A 15199-nucleotide genomic window follows, 5' to 3' on the forward strand; every position below is an offset into this window, starting at 1 on the left:
ACGGCTTGAGCAGCGCCGCCACTGCCCCGATCATAGCCGGATGACCCAAGCCTCCCCTACCAACGCCGCACTCGCCGCGCGCGACCTGCAACACATCTGGCATCCCTGCACCCAGATGCACGACCACGAACGGGTTCCCATGGTACCGATCGTCAGAGGCGAGGGCCCGTGGCTGATCGATGCCGACGGCCGTCGCTACCTGGACGGGATCAGCTCCTGGTGGACCAATCTGTTCGGTCACGCCAACCCCCGCATTGCCGCGGGGCTCGCCGAACAGGCGAAAACGCTGGAGCACGTCATCTTCGCGGGCTTCACCCATCCCGTGGCGATCGAGCTGGCCGAGCAACTGGTGCGCATCACGCCGCCGGGCCTGGAAAAGGTGTTCTTTGCCGACAACGGTTCGGCCGCGGTCGAAGTCGCGCTGAAGATGAGCTTCCACTACTGGCTCAACCAGGGACACGGCGAGAAAACGCGCTTCATCGCGCTCACTGGCAGCTATCACGGCGAAACGCTCGGTGCTCTTTCGGTCAGCGACGTGGCGCTGTATCGCAAGACCTATGCGCCATTGCTGCTTACGCCGATCCTTGCCCCTTCGCCGGATGCCTATGAAGGCGAGCCGGGCGAATCGCCGGAACAAACCGCCGCACGCCGGCTGGAAGCCATGCGCGATCTGCTTGAACGGCACGCCGGCGAAACCTGCGCCGTCATCGTCGAACCACTGGTGCAATGTGCCGGCGGCATGCGCATGTACCACCCGAGCTACCTCAGCGGTTTGCGCGCGCTGTGCGATCGCTACGACGTACACCTGATCGCCGACGAAATTGCGGTGGGTTTCGGCCGCACCGGCACGATGTTCGCTTGCGAGCAGGCCGGTATCGCACCGGACTTCCTGTGTCTGTCCAAGGGACTCACCGGCGGCACCCTGCCCCTTTCCGCCGTATTGACCACGCCTCGCGTATACGAAGCCTTCTACGCCGAATACAACGCCGGCAAGGCATTTCTGCATTCGCACAGCTACACCGGCAATCCGCTGGCCTGCCGCGCGGCGCTGGAAACCCTAGCGATCTTTCGCGACGAGCCCGTACTGGAACGTAACCGCGGTCTCGCGGCGCATCTAGCGCGTCAACTGGAACCGTTGCGCGACCATCCGCACGTCGCCGATGTGCGCCAGCACGGCATGATCGCAGCAGTGGAACTGGTGGCGGACAAGAGCACGCGCCGTCCTTTTCCCGCCGAGGAACGACGCGGCCTGCACGTTTACCTGCATGGCCTGCAAAACGGTGCCCTGCTACGGCCGTTAGGCAACATCATTTATTTCATGCCGCCGTACGTGGTGAACGAAGGCGACATCGATCACCTGGTGCGCGTGGCACGCGAAGGCATTGCGCTAGCCGTCAAAAACGGGGCGTGAAGGGCCGAGCCCTCGCATTGGTGTGTCTGCAGCGGCCTCAGTGATGTCCGCTAACGGTAATGGCAGGATCCAACTGCTGCAGCGCGGGCCCCAGCTGGGTCTGCCCGGTCGCCTGGATGTCCTTCTGGCTGTACGAACGACCCATCACCGGCAGGCATTCCCCCTTCTTGGGAGGAATGAGGCTGCCCGTGTCGCGGATGCAATTGCGGTCGCCAGGCTTGATCGGCGAGGCGTGGACGGGTTGGGAAGTCTGGGGCGCCGTCGACTGGTCCTTGGGGGTATCTTGCGGCGCATTTTGCGGGGCGGCGCGAGCCGCTGTCGCAAAGCCGGCCGCGACCAGCAGCACGACGACGGTAACGAACTTGGACATGGCAACCTCCTGCTCGCAGGGCGGGGACGGCGAGCCTGCTGTGGGTCAACACCCATGCTGATACGACCCCCGTCCAGCCGCAAGAGCCGGCCATAAAGACGGCCATATGCGTTCACCTGCATGAACAAAAAGGCCGCCCAGGCGGACGGTCCGTTGTATGCTGGACGGTCTATCCAGTCATCGAATCCGCTCATCCAGGCTCGCGTGCGCACCATCCGCATCCACATCGATCAACCGCTGTCGCCCGCCTCCGAACTGGCCCTGCCCGCGCAGGCGGCCGAGCACGTTGCGCGCGTTCTGCGCATGAACGCCGGTGACCTGCTCACCGTGTTCAACGGCGATGGCTACGACTACACCGCGACACTGCTGTCGGTCGGCAAACGCGATGTCGTCGTGCGCATCGACGATCGCGAACGGATCGACAACGAATCTCCGCTGCCGCTCACCCTGGCACAAGGCGTGGCGCGCGGCGAAAAGATGGACCTGATCGTGCAAAAGGCCACCGAACTGGGCGTGGCGCGCATCGTGCCTTTGTTTACCGAGCGCTCCGAAGTGAAACTGGACGCTTCCCGCGCCGAAAAGCGCCTGCAACACTGGCGTGCCGTGGCCGCCAGCGCCTGCGAACAAAGCGGACGCGTTTGCATTCCGCAGGTGCTTCCTGCGCAGCCGCTGCAGGATTGGCTCAAAGGCCTGCCCGATGACGGGACGCAGCGCCTGGCCCTATTGCCGGAAGGGGCGCTGCGCGCACGGGAACTGCGGTTCGGCGCCGCCGGTGGAACGCTGGTGGTCGGTCCGGAAGGCGGGCTTGGCGACCGCGACGTGGCGGCATTGCAGGGTGCAGGCTTCCAGGGGCTGCGCCTGGGGCCGCGTATTTTACGTACGGAAACGGCGGGATTGGCAGCGCTTGCTGCGTTGCAGGCGTTACACGGCGATTTTTGAACGTCGCCGTGCGCCCGATCAGCCCGAGCTGGATTTAGCTCGCCTGCTGCAGCAACTCGTAAACGTCGCTTTCGATGCCTTCCAGGTCTGGAATCATCGCCACGTCATCGCGCACAAGCACCTGCGCTTTCACACCGCGCGGCAAAGGCTTGCCGTCGTGCGTGGGAATGATCAGCTCGGCATTGAGCGTCGTCAGGCGCGGGAAACCCTGCGTCAGCACTGCCACGAAAGGCAGTTCCGGATTGTCGCCCAAGGCCTTGAGCACGGCCACGCGCACACTCAGTTCGGTATCGCCTTCCTGTGCACCGGTGAGCTTGGTGAACGAGATCAACGGCACGCGCCAGCCGCGCCAGGCGATGCGCCCCACCAGCCAGTCCGGTGCACCGGCAACCGGCTCGGGCGTGGCGAGCGTGATCACTTCCGCCACGGTGGCATTGGGCAGCAGCAGGCGCAGATCGCCCACCGGTACCAGCACGCAGCGGATTTCGCGGGGTAGTGGTTGTTCGCTCATCGGAAGTCCTCGACCAGGCGCACCGCCAACTCCTGCGGCGAACCTGAAAAACTCGCCAGCCGCTCGGCCAGCACACCATTGACCATGTCGCTGTAGCGATCCTGGACTGAAGATTCGACCCACACCTGACCGCCGCGGTCGTGAATGGCCTGCGCGCCGGCCACCGCATCAGTGGCATTGCCGGCGAAGACGATCGCCAGTGCGTCGCGGCCGAACACGTTCGCCGCCATCGTGAAGCTGCTGTCGATCGAAGGCGCCTGTTCGCTGCTGTCCTCGTTCGCGGCCACCATTTCCAGGTGTCCGTCGCGTCGTATCCGCACCTGTTGTCCACGCGGCACCACCAGCACTTCGCCGGCTCGTACGCGCATTCCCGTTGCAGCCACTTTCACCGGCAACGTACTTTGCGTGGCCAGCGACTGCGCTAATTCTTCAGCCGCACCCTGGTTCTGGTGCTGGGTCAGCAAGATCGGCAGCTTCAGGTCGCCAGGCAATTGACCGAGGAAGGCGGACAACGAAACTTCGCTGTCGCGTGCAGCGCCAAGCACCAGCAAATGTGCAAATGCCGTATCCAGTTCGTGCAGATGCGTCTCGTAGGGCTCGTATTCGTGCTTGAGCGCCACGGCTTCTTCGAGCGACACCAATTCCAGGCTCATGCCCGGTTCGATCGGAGCCTCGCTTTCGTCCGTCGACTCGACCTTGGGCGCGAGAAAATCGGCGGGGCTGACTTTCTCCAGGGCAACCGGCTGATGAGGCTTGGCAGCCTCGGTCGAGGTCTCGTCTTCTTCCACGAACCCCCATTCCGGCGCGGTCGGCGCCATGGTCTGCTGTGCCAGGGTCGCGCGTTCGATCTCAGGCGCCTTGAACTCCTCGCCCACGTCGGCGAGCGAGAGATGGTCCAGGTTGATGTGGAACGCTGGTGCGGCGGCAACGGGGGCGTGCTCGGAAAGCTCGGCTACCGGCTCGGGTTCGGCGGAAATCTTCGCCGCAGGGGCAGCGACGGGGGCCGGGGTCGGATCTTCCCAGCCGAAATGGCCATCGTGCAGCGCTGGCAGCTCGTCATCGGCGCTGTACTTCAGGCCGGAACCGAACTGCTCCTCCACCTGTTCAGCCACTTCGCCGGAAGCGAGCAGAGCCTCCAGCTCGGCAGCCAGCGTCTCCGACTCGGCTTCAAGTTCGCCATGCTCCAAGGGAGCTTCGTGGCTTTGCTCGCCCGTCCACGTATCCGCGACCGGCTCCAACGAGGGTTCCGTCTCCGGCTCCAGCTCTGCAGCAGGCAGTTCCGCTTGCGGTTCGTGCCACGTCGGCTGTTCTTCGGGCTGTGGCGCAACGGGTGTGTCGATCTCCCGCGCATTCTCGGGCCGCGGCGGATCGATGGTTCCGCTGTCGAGCGCTTTGGCCGCCAGGTGACGGGCCCAGCGAGCGCGATCCCAGCCTTCGAGAGCGCGACTGGCCTGCGCATCGTTGAACACCACCGGGATGTCGCCGGATTCGATCAACCCGTAGATGCGATCGAGCGTGGCATCGTCGACGGCATCATCCAGATTGACCACCAGCACATCCACGCCGGTCTCGCGCAGCTTGGTTTCCTCGAAGCTGCTCAGCGGGCCTTCGTGTGCAATCAGCGCACCGTGCTCGGAGAGCGCGGTACGCAACAGACCACCCAGCTCAGCGTCATCGAAAAAAAGCGCGAGGCGCTTACTCATTCACCGGCTCCCGCACGTGCAGCTCCAGCACTTCGCTGATCTGCGCCAACAGCTCGGCTTCCTGGTACGGCTTGCCGAGATAGCGCTCCACGCCGATATCGAAAGCGCGTTGGCGGTGCTTTTCGCCGGTACGCGAGGTGATCATGATGATCGGCACGTCGCGGAAGCGCGGATCGGCCTTCATCTGCGTCGCCAGTTCGTAGCCGTCCATGCGCGGCATTTCGATGTCGAGCAGCATCAGGTCGGGCACGCGCTCGTGCAGCTTCTCGATGGCGTCGAGGCCGTCCTTCGCGGTTTCCACTTCGTATTCGTGGCGTTCCAGCACGCGTCCGGTGACCTTGCGCATGGTGATCGAATCGTCCACCACCATCACCAGCGGACGCGTACGCACGTCTTCGATCACTGGTGCGACGGTCGCATACGACGCGCCCTCGGCCAGCCGCTGTTCGCGGCGGCTGAGGCCGTGACGCACCAGCGGGGCCAGGTCCAGAATCACCAGCACCGAGCCGTCGCCCATGATGGTGGCGCCGAGAATGCCCGGCACCGAGCTCACCTGCGGACCGACCGACTTCACCACGATTTCGCGCGAACCGATCACGGCGTCGATGCGAATCGCGGCGCGCAGGTCGCCCGAACGGGTCAGCAACAGCGGCAGTTGTTCTTCGTCGCCTACGTGCCCGGCGGCCAGGCCCAGTAGTTCGGACAGATCGTGGATGCCGAATTCCTCGCCGTTGTACTCGAACTGCGGATTGTCTTCCGACATCCGCTGCGCGAGCTCGTCCGGACTGATGCGGGCCACGCCCTGCACCGAGGTCATCGGAATGGCAAAAGTGGATTCGCCGATACGTACCAGGATCGCCTGTGTCACCGCGAGGGTGAAGGGCAGGCGCAGCACGAAGGTGGTGCCTTCGCCCTGGCGCGATTCGATCGCCAGCGAGCCGCCGAGCTGTTTGATCTCGTTGGCCACCACGTCCATGCCCACGCCGCGACCGGCCAGCTGGGTCACGGTGCTGGCAGTGGAGAAGCCGGTCTGGGTGATCAGGGCCAGCAACTGGTCGTCGCTGAGGCGGGTTTCCGAACGCACCAGGCCGCGCTCGATGGCGCGGTTGCGGATCGCTTCGCGATCCAGGCCGCGACCGTCGTCGCTGACGCGCACCACCACCTCGGTGGCTTCGCGCGCCACGCGAATGCGCACGGCGCCTTCTTCGGGCTTGTTGAATTTGCGGCGATCGTCCGGCGATTCGATACCGTGCGCGACGGCGTTGCGCAACATGTGCTCGAACGGCGCCTTGATGCGATCGAGCAGGTTGCGATCCATTTCGCCGTGCGCGCCTTCCACGTACAGCTGGGCGCTCTTGCCTTCTTCCTGTGCGGCCTGACGCAGCGTACGGCGCAGGTTCGGCACCATGGTGTCGAACGGCAGCATACGGGTGCGCAGCAGACCTTCCTGCAGTTCGGAACTCACGCGCGACTGCTGGATCAGCAGCGTTTCCGCCTGACGGGTGAGTTCGTCCAGCATGTTCTGGATCGAGACCAAGTCCGACACCGATTCGGCCAGCGCACGCGAGTACTGCTGCAACTGGGAGAAACGGTCGAGCTCGAGCGGATCGAACACGTTCATGCCGGCTTCGCGGTGTTCACGCTGGAAGCGCGCGATGATCTGCGCTTCGGTTTCGATTTCCAGCATGCGCAACTGGCCGCGCAGACGCGATACCGTCTGTTCCAGTTCGACCAGGTTGAAGCGGTAGGCCGAAACCTGCTGCTCCAGGCGCGAACGATAGATGGCCACCTCGCCGGCGTTGTTGACGAGGCTGTCGAGCAGATCGGCGCGTACACGGATCTGTTCCTGCGCGGTGCGTGCCGCTTCTTCGGAAAGTTGTTCCTCGGCGGGCAGCAGCGAAGGCAGCTCGACCTCCGGCAGCGGAGGCCGCACGGCGGCGACCGGCTCTTGCACGTGCGCTTCGGCTGCAGCTTCGCCGACCGGTGCCTCAGTGGTCGCCGTGCCGCCTTGCAGGCGCTCGATCATGGCTTGCGGGTACGCAATGCCCTTGCCTTGCGACACGAGCTGCGTCATGCCGTGCAACTGGTCGAACGCAGCCTCGAGCGTACCGATCAGCGGACCGGTGCGCTGCGGATCGATGTTGTGCGAACGCTCCAGCAGGCTTTCGATCGCGTGGCTGAGATCGCCGATCGGCGTGACGCCAGCAATGCGTGCGCCACCCTTGAGGGTGTGCAGCGCACGCAGCAAGCCATGCACGTGGGAAACCTCGGCCGGTTCGGCATGCCACTTGGCCAGAATGCCGTCGGCGTCGTCCAGGATTTCGCGCGCTTCTTCGCTGAAGATTTCCAGCAGATCCGGATCGATGTGACCGAAGCCGAGCAAAGCCTCCGGTGCAGCGGCGGCTTCCGCCTCGTGGACAGCGTCGCTGGCCATCGCGGGTTCCGCCTGATGCGTAGCATCGGCTTCCGCGACCGGCTCGGGTTCGCTTGAAACTTCTGCCGCAGGTTCATCGAGCAAGGGCTCGACGTGCGGAGCAGGTTCGTGATGGGCGGCTTCTTCGATACCAGCCTCTACGCTGCCGGCTTCTTCGACGTCAGTCCCATCGACGCGTGCCTGTTCGGCGCTGACCTCTTCGGTATCAGCCTTTTCTTCCGCAGCCGGCTCTTCGGCGGCCGGAACCGCGTCGAGCAGTGCATTCGGTGCCTCGTCCTCGACCGGCTCGTTCGCGGCCAGAGGATCGATGTCGAGACTGTGCTCCACCGGTGCAGCGTCTTCGTTGACGGGCTCGGCGGCAGCCAGGTGATCCGGCTCCAACGCTTCGAGGCTGGCGAGCAGTGCGGCGAAATCTTCCTCTTCCGCACTGGGCGCAGGTTCGCGGTGTTGCAGCGGCTGAACCGTATCTTTCGCTTCTTCCTTGGCCGGCTCGGCGGCTTCGCCCGGCTCAAAGGCAGACAACGCTGCAAGCCAATCGGCCTCGTCGTGATCGGCCAGCGGCTCTTCGCCGTGGTGAGCCGGCGCCTGGGCCGGTTCGTCTTCGTCCGCGGACGCCGCTTCGACGTGTTCGGCCGCCGCGTCGTGTGCGGTGCTTGCAGGATGCTCGAATTCGATGTGTTCGGCGTGTTCTTCCGGATGCAAATCCCCGGCAAGGGATTCCGACTCGGCATGGCGGGACTCGAACACGACGTGCGCCATCTGCGGTTCGGGCTGATGATCGCGCAATTGCTCCAGCCGCTGGATGAGCGCGGAGGCGTCGGGCAGCTGCGGATGGGGCGCATCGAACTGCGCCATCACCTCGTCAACCACATCGGCGCTTTGACGAAGCAGGCGCACGCCTTCGGTCGACAGCGGTTGACCGGCGGCGCGCAGACGCTTGAGCAGGCTTTCCAGCGGCGACAGCAGATGCATCAGCAGCGGAATCTCGACCATCGCGATCGCGCCGTGCAAGGTGTGCACGGCACGCAGCAGGCTGTCTTCCACCGGCAATTCGTCGCCAGCGAAGGTCACTGCATTGCGGATGATCTGCAGGTATTGCGCCACTTCGCTGCGTAGAATTTCCAGCAGCACCGGATCGACGGGCGGCAATACCGGTTCGTGCACGGATTCCACGTGCGATACCGACTCCGCTTCCACCGGATGCAAAGCGGCCACGGAATGTTCGGTATGGGTGGCAACCGGAATGGCTTCGATCGAGGCATCCACGCGCGGTACCCGGCGACGCACGGTGCGACGCACGGTTTCGGTGCTGCCGCCAGTCGTGAATTGCTCCACGCCTGCCTGTTCGCCGGCAGCAAGCTGATCGGCCGTGTGCATGATCGCGCTGAGCGGCGCCGTCGGCAGCACGCCGTCCTTCAGCATCCCCAGCAGCTGCGGCAGCGCGTGGATGGCATGGCCAACCAGCGCCTGCACGCCGTCGTGCGGAGGGATCGTGCCATCCAACACGCGGTTGAGCATGTTCTCGATGTGCCAGGAGAATTCGCCCAGCACGCTGGCGCCGACCAGGCGGCCGGAACCCTTCAGCGTGTGGAACGAGCGGCGGATCGGCGTCAGCTCGGTGAGCTGGCTGGGATCGGCCATCCAACTGTGCTGGGCCTGGTGCAGGTTGTTGATCTCTTCCTGCATTTCTTCCAGGAAGATTTCGCGGATGTCGTCGTCGATACCTTCGGTGCTGGCCTGGAAGCCGGCCGTCGCTGCCAACGGATCGGCCACGGCGACCTGCTCTTCGATTTCTTCTTCGACCTCGATCCAATGGCCATCGCCGTCGCCTGCCGAGGCGTGCGACGTGGATTCGGTCTCGACCAGGTGCAGGCCGGTGATGTCGTGCGCATGCGGTGCCGGCGTTTCGCTGCTGCCGAGGAACAAATCGCTCGGATCTTCGCCGTGCGCCAGGCTGACCGGCTCGTTGAGGACCGGCGCCGGTGCTTCGGCACGCGCGGGCGCCTGCTCGACCGGTTCGGGCATGGCCTTGGCCAGCGGCGGCGGCCAGTAACCCAATCCGCCGAGGCTGTGTTCGGCAACGTCGAGGATGTGTTCGAGTCCGCCACGATGTTCGCGCGCGGCTTCGAGGTAATACTCCAGGGCGGCCAGCGCATCGGCGAGCTGGTCCATCTGCGCGCTGCTCGGCACGCGTTGGTCCACGCACAGTTCATTGCCGATGAAGCGACCCACGCCTTCGGCAATCTGTGCAGGGCGCGGCGAGGAGAGCATGCGCATGGCGCCGGCGACTTCGTCCATCAGGGCCGGCATGCCATCGAGCTGCTCGTGCTGCCAACCCGACTCCACGAACGCCACGATGCCGTTCTTCACCTTGCCGGTGTTGGCCACGGCTTCGTTCATCAGCGCGGCCAGGATGTGTCGCGCCTCGCTGCGCGGCAGCATGCTGGGCGATTGTTCTTCGGCCGGGGCGTTGTCCGCTCCCAGGCTTTCGATGTGATCGTCCAGCGAGGCTTCCACGTACAGCAGCGCGCCGGCCACGTCGAGCAGCGATTCTTCGTCAGGGCTGCGCAGGCGGTTGGCCACTTCTTCGAGCACGCGGCGCTGCTCGTTGATCACCCGGCGCGGCACGTTGAGCGCCAGCATGCCGAGCGTATCGCCCACGCGCTCCAGCACTTCGGCCTGCTCGCCCAGGCGCGAGGGATCCGCGTCGGCCTGGCGCAGGAACAGGTCCAGCGATTCCTTGACGCGCAGCAGGTCGTCCTTCAACGCGCGCGCCACCGAATCCAGCAGTGCGCGGTTGTGGCCCGCCATCGAGCCGCGGGCGTGCTCGAGCTCGGTGGCATCGGGCACCAGGCCTTCGAGATTGTAGGTCTGCGCAAGCAACGTCATCTGCGGACTGCGTTGCTTGGACTGCGCCACGATGTAGAGCAGCTTGCGCGACAGATCGTCGGCGTCGCCACCTTGCAGGCTGTCTTCGCCTTGCTCGATCAACTGGCGGATGCTGCGGTCGACGCGGCCGATCAACTGGCGCACGTCCGCGGCATGATTTTTCAGCGCCCCTTGATCGAGACCTTCCAGTACACCCGAAGCGATCCACCACAGGCGGCGGCCCGGCGTGGTTACGCAGCGCGCGGTAATCGCGGTAAGCGTTTTGCGCATCGCCGTAAGCTGGTTCTGCTCGCCCTGGCCGCGGAACCAGGCCAGCATCTGTTGCTGGAAGCGCAGGCGCAATTCGCCGATTTCGGCTTTGTGGCGCGCGGCGTCGGCGGCATGGGCAGCAGCCGGCGCCTGGGCCGGCAGCGGGGTATCGAGATTGGGCGTAAATAGCGCCGATTCGCTGAGCGCTTCCTGCTCGCGACTGGCACGCAACTCGTTGAGCAGAGGCAGCAGCACGACGGGTACGTCGCGGTGGCCGCTGGAGAGGCGTTCCAGATAGTCGGGCAACTGCATCAGTCCGCGCATCAGCGCGGCGTATGCATCTTCCCGGTGCAGCACGTGGTCTTCGAGCAACGCGATGGCCAGCGTTTCCATTTCCTCGGAGACCATGGCCGCGCCGTAGAGCTCGACCATGCGCAGGGTGCCTTGCACCTGGTGCAGGCTGTCTGCGCACGAGCGCATGGCCTGGCGCTCGCCGGGATTGTCCACGTAGGTTTCGAGCGCCTGGCGCGCGAGCGCAAGCGTCTCGTCAAGCTCGGGCTTGACCCACTGCAGGGTTGTGAAATCGATGTGATCTTGAAGTCTCATGCGCCCCCCTCAGCGGCTGCGTTCCTAACGCACAACGCAACCGTCGAGGTTGCCCTCATTGTTTGTGGACCGATGCCAACCCGAATCAACCCGGCAACTTGAAGTGCGCCACCGAACGGCGCAGATCGCTTGCCAGCTGTGCCAGATAACCAATCGATTCCGCCGTCTGGCTTGCGCCCTGCGACGTCTGCGAGGTGATTTCCTGGATCGCGTTCATGGATTGCGAGATATCCGTCGCCGCGATGGACTGCTGACGTGCGGCGGCGGAAATGTTTTGAATCAGCGCGGACAAATCGTGCGAAACGCGCTCGATGTCGCCCAGCGCGCTGCCGGCGTCTTCCGCCTTGCGCGCACCGGCCACCACTTCGGCGGTGGTCTGCTCCATCGAATTCACCGCTTCGTTGGTGTCGGACTGAATCGTCTGCACCAGCGTTTCGATTCGCTTCGTGGCGCTCGCGGAGCGTTCCGCGAGTCGCTGCACTTCGTCCGCCACCACCGCGAAGCCGCGGCCCGCTTCACCCGCCGAGGCCGCCTGGATGGCGGCATTCAAGGCGAGGATGTTGGTCTGTTCGGCAATGTCGTTGATCAGTTCCACGATCGAGCCGATTTCCTGCGACGACTCGCCCAGGCGCTTGATGCGCTTGGAGGTTTCCTGGATCTGGTCGCGGATCGAGTCCATCCCGGAGATCGTTTCGCGCACCACCTCGGCACCGTGCGAGGCGATCTGCACCGAGCGTTCGGCCACGTCGGCTGATTCGGCGGAGTTCTTCGACACGTCGTCCATCGAGGTCGCGATCTGGTTGATCGCGGTGGTGGCGTTGCTGATGCGGTGCGCCTGGGTCTGCGCGGCATCCGCCAGATGGCGTGCGGTGGTCTGCGTTTCCTGTGCCGACGACGACACCTGCTCGGAGGTTTCGTTGATCGTCGTCACCAGGGTGCGCAATTCGTCGATAGCGTAGTTCACCGAGTCGGCGATCGCGCCCGTGATGTCTTCGGACACGGTGGTCTTCACCGTCAGGTCGCCTTCGGCGAGCGAACCCATTTCGTCCAGCAGGCGCATGATGGCCTCCTGGTTGCGCTGGTTCAGCTCGGCACTCTCGCGGAAGCGGCGGCGCTGGTCGAAGTAGAACTGGAACACCAGGGCGCAGGCGAAGGCCAGCGCGCCCAAGGCGAAGATCACGCCCAGCGCCACGTTCGGGAACCAGCGGCGCAGCGGCAGCTGGCCGATCATGTCGGCGACGTCGTTGGCGCGCAGCAGCACGTTGGACGAATCCAGCGAGGCCTGGTTGCCGGCGCTCTTCACTTCGGCGATGTTGCTTGCAGCCGCCACCAGCTTGGAAACGGGGTCGCTCAGCTTGTCCCAGTCGCCCTGCATCTGGGACAGGATCTTGCGCGCATTGGCATCGCCCAGCTGTTGCACGCCCATGGCCTGATTGCCTTGCAGCAGGCCCTTGAGCACTTCGTCGTAGCTCTGCGCGTCGCGCGACAGGCCATCGGCGGAAGCCTGCTCGGACTCGCCGCCCTGCAGCACCTCCTGCACGCGACGGATGATGCGGTCAGCCAGCACCATCTGGCGCGAGGCGCCCAGCATTTCGTCGACGCTGGTGCCTTTGTGCTGCTGCAGGATGTTGACCACCTGCTCCATGTTGGAGTTGAGCAGCGGCAACTGCTTGGACAGGTCGTCGGCGCGCTGCGAGGAATCGAGCACGACCGCCTTGTTGGAAAGGATCCTGCCGATATCCGCGTCGAGCGACTTCCATGCGCCCGCCAGCTTGTTCACGGCACGGCCCGCCGGCGTGGTCTGCTTGGGATTGACGTCCGCATACGGCGTCATCCCCGTCTTGGGGTCGCCGCTAAGCAGCCGATGGACGGCCGAATCGATGGTGTCGCGAGCATTTTCCAGCTCCGCAAACGAATCGGCGTTACCGCCGGACGCTTCCAGCGCGTACTTGGCCGTCTGCTGCGACAACACTTGAATCTGCGTGGTCAACGCGATGGCCTGCCGATCCTCGCCGTTCTTGGCGTTCAGCAGGAAGAAGTCCACGACCGCCACACCAATCGACACCACGAGACAGATGAACAGAACGGTGTAGATCCGTTCCTTGCCGACGCCCCCTGTAGTACTCATGCTTTCACCTCATCCGTCACAGCTCACCGGCTACCCGCTCGCCGGCTCGAAAATACCGAGGCCCCTCGCCTCTTATCCGGCCCACAATCCGGCACCGGCCCTTCGCACCCATCAGGTCGCCGCCTGGCGAAAATCCGGCGCGCGCACCAATCGGCCCATGCTGAACATGGCTAGGCGCTGCCCGTCCACTTCCACCCGGTCCTCGACAAACCGCGTCAGGCGCGGGTCGTCTTCCGGCTCCGCTTCGCGGCGCTGTTCCACATCCACCGTACGCTGGCCGAATACTTCGTCCACCATCAGCGCCACGTTGCCGTTGCCCTGGCGAATCACAAGCAGGCGCGTGCGCTCGGAATGCTGGGTGCGTTCGCTGAACAGGAATCGCGCCAGATCGATCACCGGCATCAGGTTGCCGCGCACGTTCGCCACGCCCATCAGCCACGGCTTGGTGCCGGGTACCGGGGTCAGCGTGGGCACGGCCAGCAGTTCGTTGATCTCTTCGATACCGCTCACGAACAAGTGACTGCCCGAGCGGTAGCCGATGCCGCGCCACAGCCCGGGCGCCTCGAAGCGCTCCTGCGTGCCGGACGCATGCGCGAGCGAGAGACGCTCGTAGCGGGCAAGGATTTCGAACGGGCTCTGGGCGACTGTTGCGTTCACGTTCGTCACCTCAGGCCGCTTTGGGCAGCAGCTCGTCGATACAGGCGAGGAGTTCTTTCTCGTTCACCGGCTTGGTGATGAAAGCCTTGGCGCCCTGGCGCATGCCCCACACGCGGTCGGTTTCCATTGATTTGGTGGTGATGATGACGATCGGTACGCCAGCGGTTTCCGGATCGCGCGTGAGCGTGCGCGTAGCCTGGAAGCCGTTCATGCCCGGCATGATGACGTCCATGATGACCAGATCCGGGCGCGTGATACGCACGCGCTCGATGCCGTCCTCGGCATTGTTGACGGCATCGACCCGATGCCCCGCCCGCTCGAGCAGCGTGGTGAACACGCGCACGTCGGTCGGCGAATCGTCGATGATGAGAATATTGGCCACAGCTCCCCCTTTAGAGCTTGTCTTCACGGAGGTTAAACCGTGGAGGTGACATGGCGGTGGATAGCACCCAGCAGTTCATCGCGAGTGAACGGCTTGGTGAGATATTGCTCGGCGCCGACGATGCGACCGCGCGCTTTGTCGAACAGCCCGTCCTTCGAGCTCAGCATGATCACTGGCGTCGATCGGAATTGCGGATTGTTCTTGATCAGCGCGCAGGTCTGATAACCGTCGAGTCGCGGCATCATGATGTCCACGAAGATGATCGCCGGTTTCTGGTCAGAAATTTTGGCCAGCGCTTCGAAGCCGTCGACGGCGGTCAGCACGTCGCAGCCTTCCTTTTTCAGCAAGGTTTCCGCCGTTCGGCGGATGGTCTTGGAGTCATCGATAACCATGACCTTCAGACCGGCCAAGCCGTTCGTACCTACGTTCAAGTTCACTTAACCCCCCTGTGGCCTGCCCCAGGCTCAGGTACGGCATGCAGATGAAGGCCAAGGGCCGCCACCCGATGCTGATGAAAAATCCTGCAGAACATTATTAAGACGCCTGATCTTCGTCAGGGCGCTCCGTCGTTGCTGTTTACTGCCTGCACGGTCTTCCGTCAAGGAAAAATCGCTTACAGCAACCACTCTTAGCGCCCACCCCTGTAGTTTGGTCGATCTTTACAAACGTGATCTTGATCACCGTCAAATCTTGAACCATGCAAGGGGCGTGCAAACTGCGCCCGTTGCCCCGCACCGGCTTTTCCCGCGCGCCAGGGAGGGCTGGCGCGCCGCCAGGCCTGGGCAGCGGAACCCGCGACGACCGGACGTGTGACGCAAGTTGGCACATTTATGACCATCCGCGCCTTTCCCGACGCCTCGCCGAGGCACGAGGCGCCTTGCCGCACCCGGACCTCCTCGGCGACCATGCACACCCCTCCC

The 15199-nt window shown here is 64.4% G+C and carries 10 protein-coding genes; 2 read left to right on the top strand and 8 right to left on the bottom strand.

Going from position 1 to position 15199, the window contains the following annotated elements; translation table 11 throughout:
- Nucleotides 1–40 precede the first annotated feature (40 nt).
- Nucleotides 41–1411: an adenosylmethionine--8-amino-7-oxononanoate transaminase gene (locus ISS99_RS21655; protein ID WP_204633664.1), complete on the top strand. Its 1371-nt coding sequence runs from the start codon at nucleotides 41–43 to the stop codon at nucleotides 1409–1411.
- Between the two features lie 37 nt (nucleotides 1412–1448).
- Here ISS99_RS21655 and ISS99_RS21660 read toward each other — a convergent pair whose 3' ends face one another.
- Nucleotides 1449–1781: a hypothetical protein gene (locus ISS99_RS21660; protein ID WP_204633665.1), complete on the bottom strand. Its 333-nt coding sequence runs from the start codon at nucleotides 1779–1781 to the stop codon at nucleotides 1449–1451.
- A 204-nt stretch (nucleotides 1782–1985) separates the two neighbouring features.
- Here ISS99_RS21660 and ISS99_RS21665 point away from each other — a divergent pair, with 204 nt between their 5' ends.
- Complete coding sequence (locus ISS99_RS21665) at nucleotides 1986–2720, top strand: 16S rRNA (uracil(1498)-N(3))-methyltransferase (RefSeq protein WP_204634016.1); 735 nt, start codon at nucleotides 1986–1988, stop codon at nucleotides 2718–2720.
- Nucleotides 2721–2754: 34 nt separating this feature from the next.
- Here the strand turns inward: ISS99_RS21665 and ISS99_RS21670 are convergent, their stop codons facing one another.
- The 7 genes from ISS99_RS21670 to pilG form a co-directional block, all read right to left on the bottom strand.
- On the bottom strand, nucleotides 2755–3231 hold the full coding sequence (locus ISS99_RS21670) for a chemotaxis protein CheW (protein ID WP_204633666.1): 477 nt from the start codon (nucleotides 3229–3231) through the stop codon (nucleotides 2755–2757).
- Nucleotides 3228–4934 carry a chemotaxis protein CheB gene (locus tag ISS99_RS21675; protein ID WP_204633667.1) on the bottom strand — a complete coding sequence of 569 codons (1707 nt, stop codon included), beginning with the start codon at nucleotides 4932–4934 and terminating at the stop codon, nucleotides 3228–3230. The genes ISS99_RS21670 and ISS99_RS21675 overlap by 4 nt, the downstream gene beginning before the upstream one ends.
- Nucleotides 4927–11112 carry a FimL-related protein gene (locus ISS99_RS21680; RefSeq protein WP_204633668.1) on the bottom strand — a complete coding sequence of 2062 codons (6186 nt, stop codon included), beginning with the start codon at nucleotides 11110–11112 and terminating at the stop codon, nucleotides 4927–4929. Before ISS99_RS21680 ends, ISS99_RS21675 begins: the two co-directional genes overlap by 8 nt.
- Nucleotides 11113–11197: 85 nt before the next feature.
- Complete coding sequence (locus ISS99_RS21685; RefSeq protein WP_204633669.1) at nucleotides 11198–13240, bottom strand: methyl-accepting chemotaxis protein; 2043 nt, start codon at nucleotides 13238–13240, stop codon at nucleotides 11198–11200.
- 111 nt (nucleotides 13241–13351) lie between these two features.
- Nucleotides 13352–13897, bottom strand: coding sequence for a chemotaxis protein CheW (locus ISS99_RS21690; protein ID WP_204633670.1), 546 nt, complete (start codon nucleotides 13895–13897; stop codon nucleotides 13352–13354).
- A 10-nt stretch (nucleotides 13898–13907) separates the two neighbouring features.
- Nucleotides 13908–14279, bottom strand: a complete 372-nt coding sequence (locus ISS99_RS21695) for a response regulator (RefSeq protein WP_204633671.1) — start codon at nucleotides 14277–14279, stop codon at nucleotides 13908–13910.
- A gap of 32 nt (nucleotides 14280–14311) precedes the next feature.
- The gene (pilG, locus tag ISS99_RS21700; protein WP_204634017.1) at nucleotides 14312–14671 is read right to left on the bottom strand and encodes a twitching motility response regulator PilG; all 360 of its coding nucleotides are present in this window, start codon (nucleotides 14669–14671) and stop codon (nucleotides 14312–14314) included.
- Between the last annotated feature and the right edge of the window lie 528 nt (nucleotides 14672–15199).

The sequence above is a fragment of the Dyella mobilis genome (assembly GCF_016904945.1).
Lineage (GTDB): Bacteria > Pseudomonadota > Gammaproteobacteria > Xanthomonadales > Rhodanobacteraceae > Dyella_B > Dyella_B mobilis.

What these genes read in the sequence shown, in the direction of transcription:
- ISS99_RS21675 (WP_204633667.1), bottom strand. Translation starts at nt 4,934, where the DNA reads ATGAGTAAGCGCCTCGCGCTTTTTTTCGATGACGCTGAGCTGGGTGGT.
- ISS99_RS21680 (WP_204633668.1), bottom strand. Translation starts at nt 11,112, where the DNA reads ATGAGACTTCAAGATCACATCGATTTCACAACCCTGCAGTGGGTCAAG.
- ISS99_RS21670 (WP_204633666.1), bottom strand. Translation starts at nt 3,231, where the DNA reads ATGAGCGAACAACCACTACCCCGCGAAATCCGCTGCGTGCTGGTACCG.
- ISS99_RS21685 (WP_204633669.1), bottom strand. Translation starts at nt 13,240, where the DNA reads ATGAGTACTACAGGGGGCGTCGGCAAGGAACGGATCTACACCGTTCTG.
- ISS99_RS21655 (WP_204633664.1), top strand. Translation starts at nt 41, where the DNA reads ATGACCCAAGCCTCCCCTACCAACGCCGCACTCGCCGCGCGCGACCTG.
- pilG (WP_204634017.1), bottom strand. Translation starts at nt 14,671, where the DNA reads ATGGTTATCGATGACTCCAAGACCATCCGCCGAACGGCGGAAACCTTG.
- ISS99_RS21660 (WP_204633665.1), bottom strand. Translation starts at nt 1,781, where the DNA reads ATGTCCAAGTTCGTTACCGTCGTCGTGCTGCTGGTCGCGGCCGGCTTT.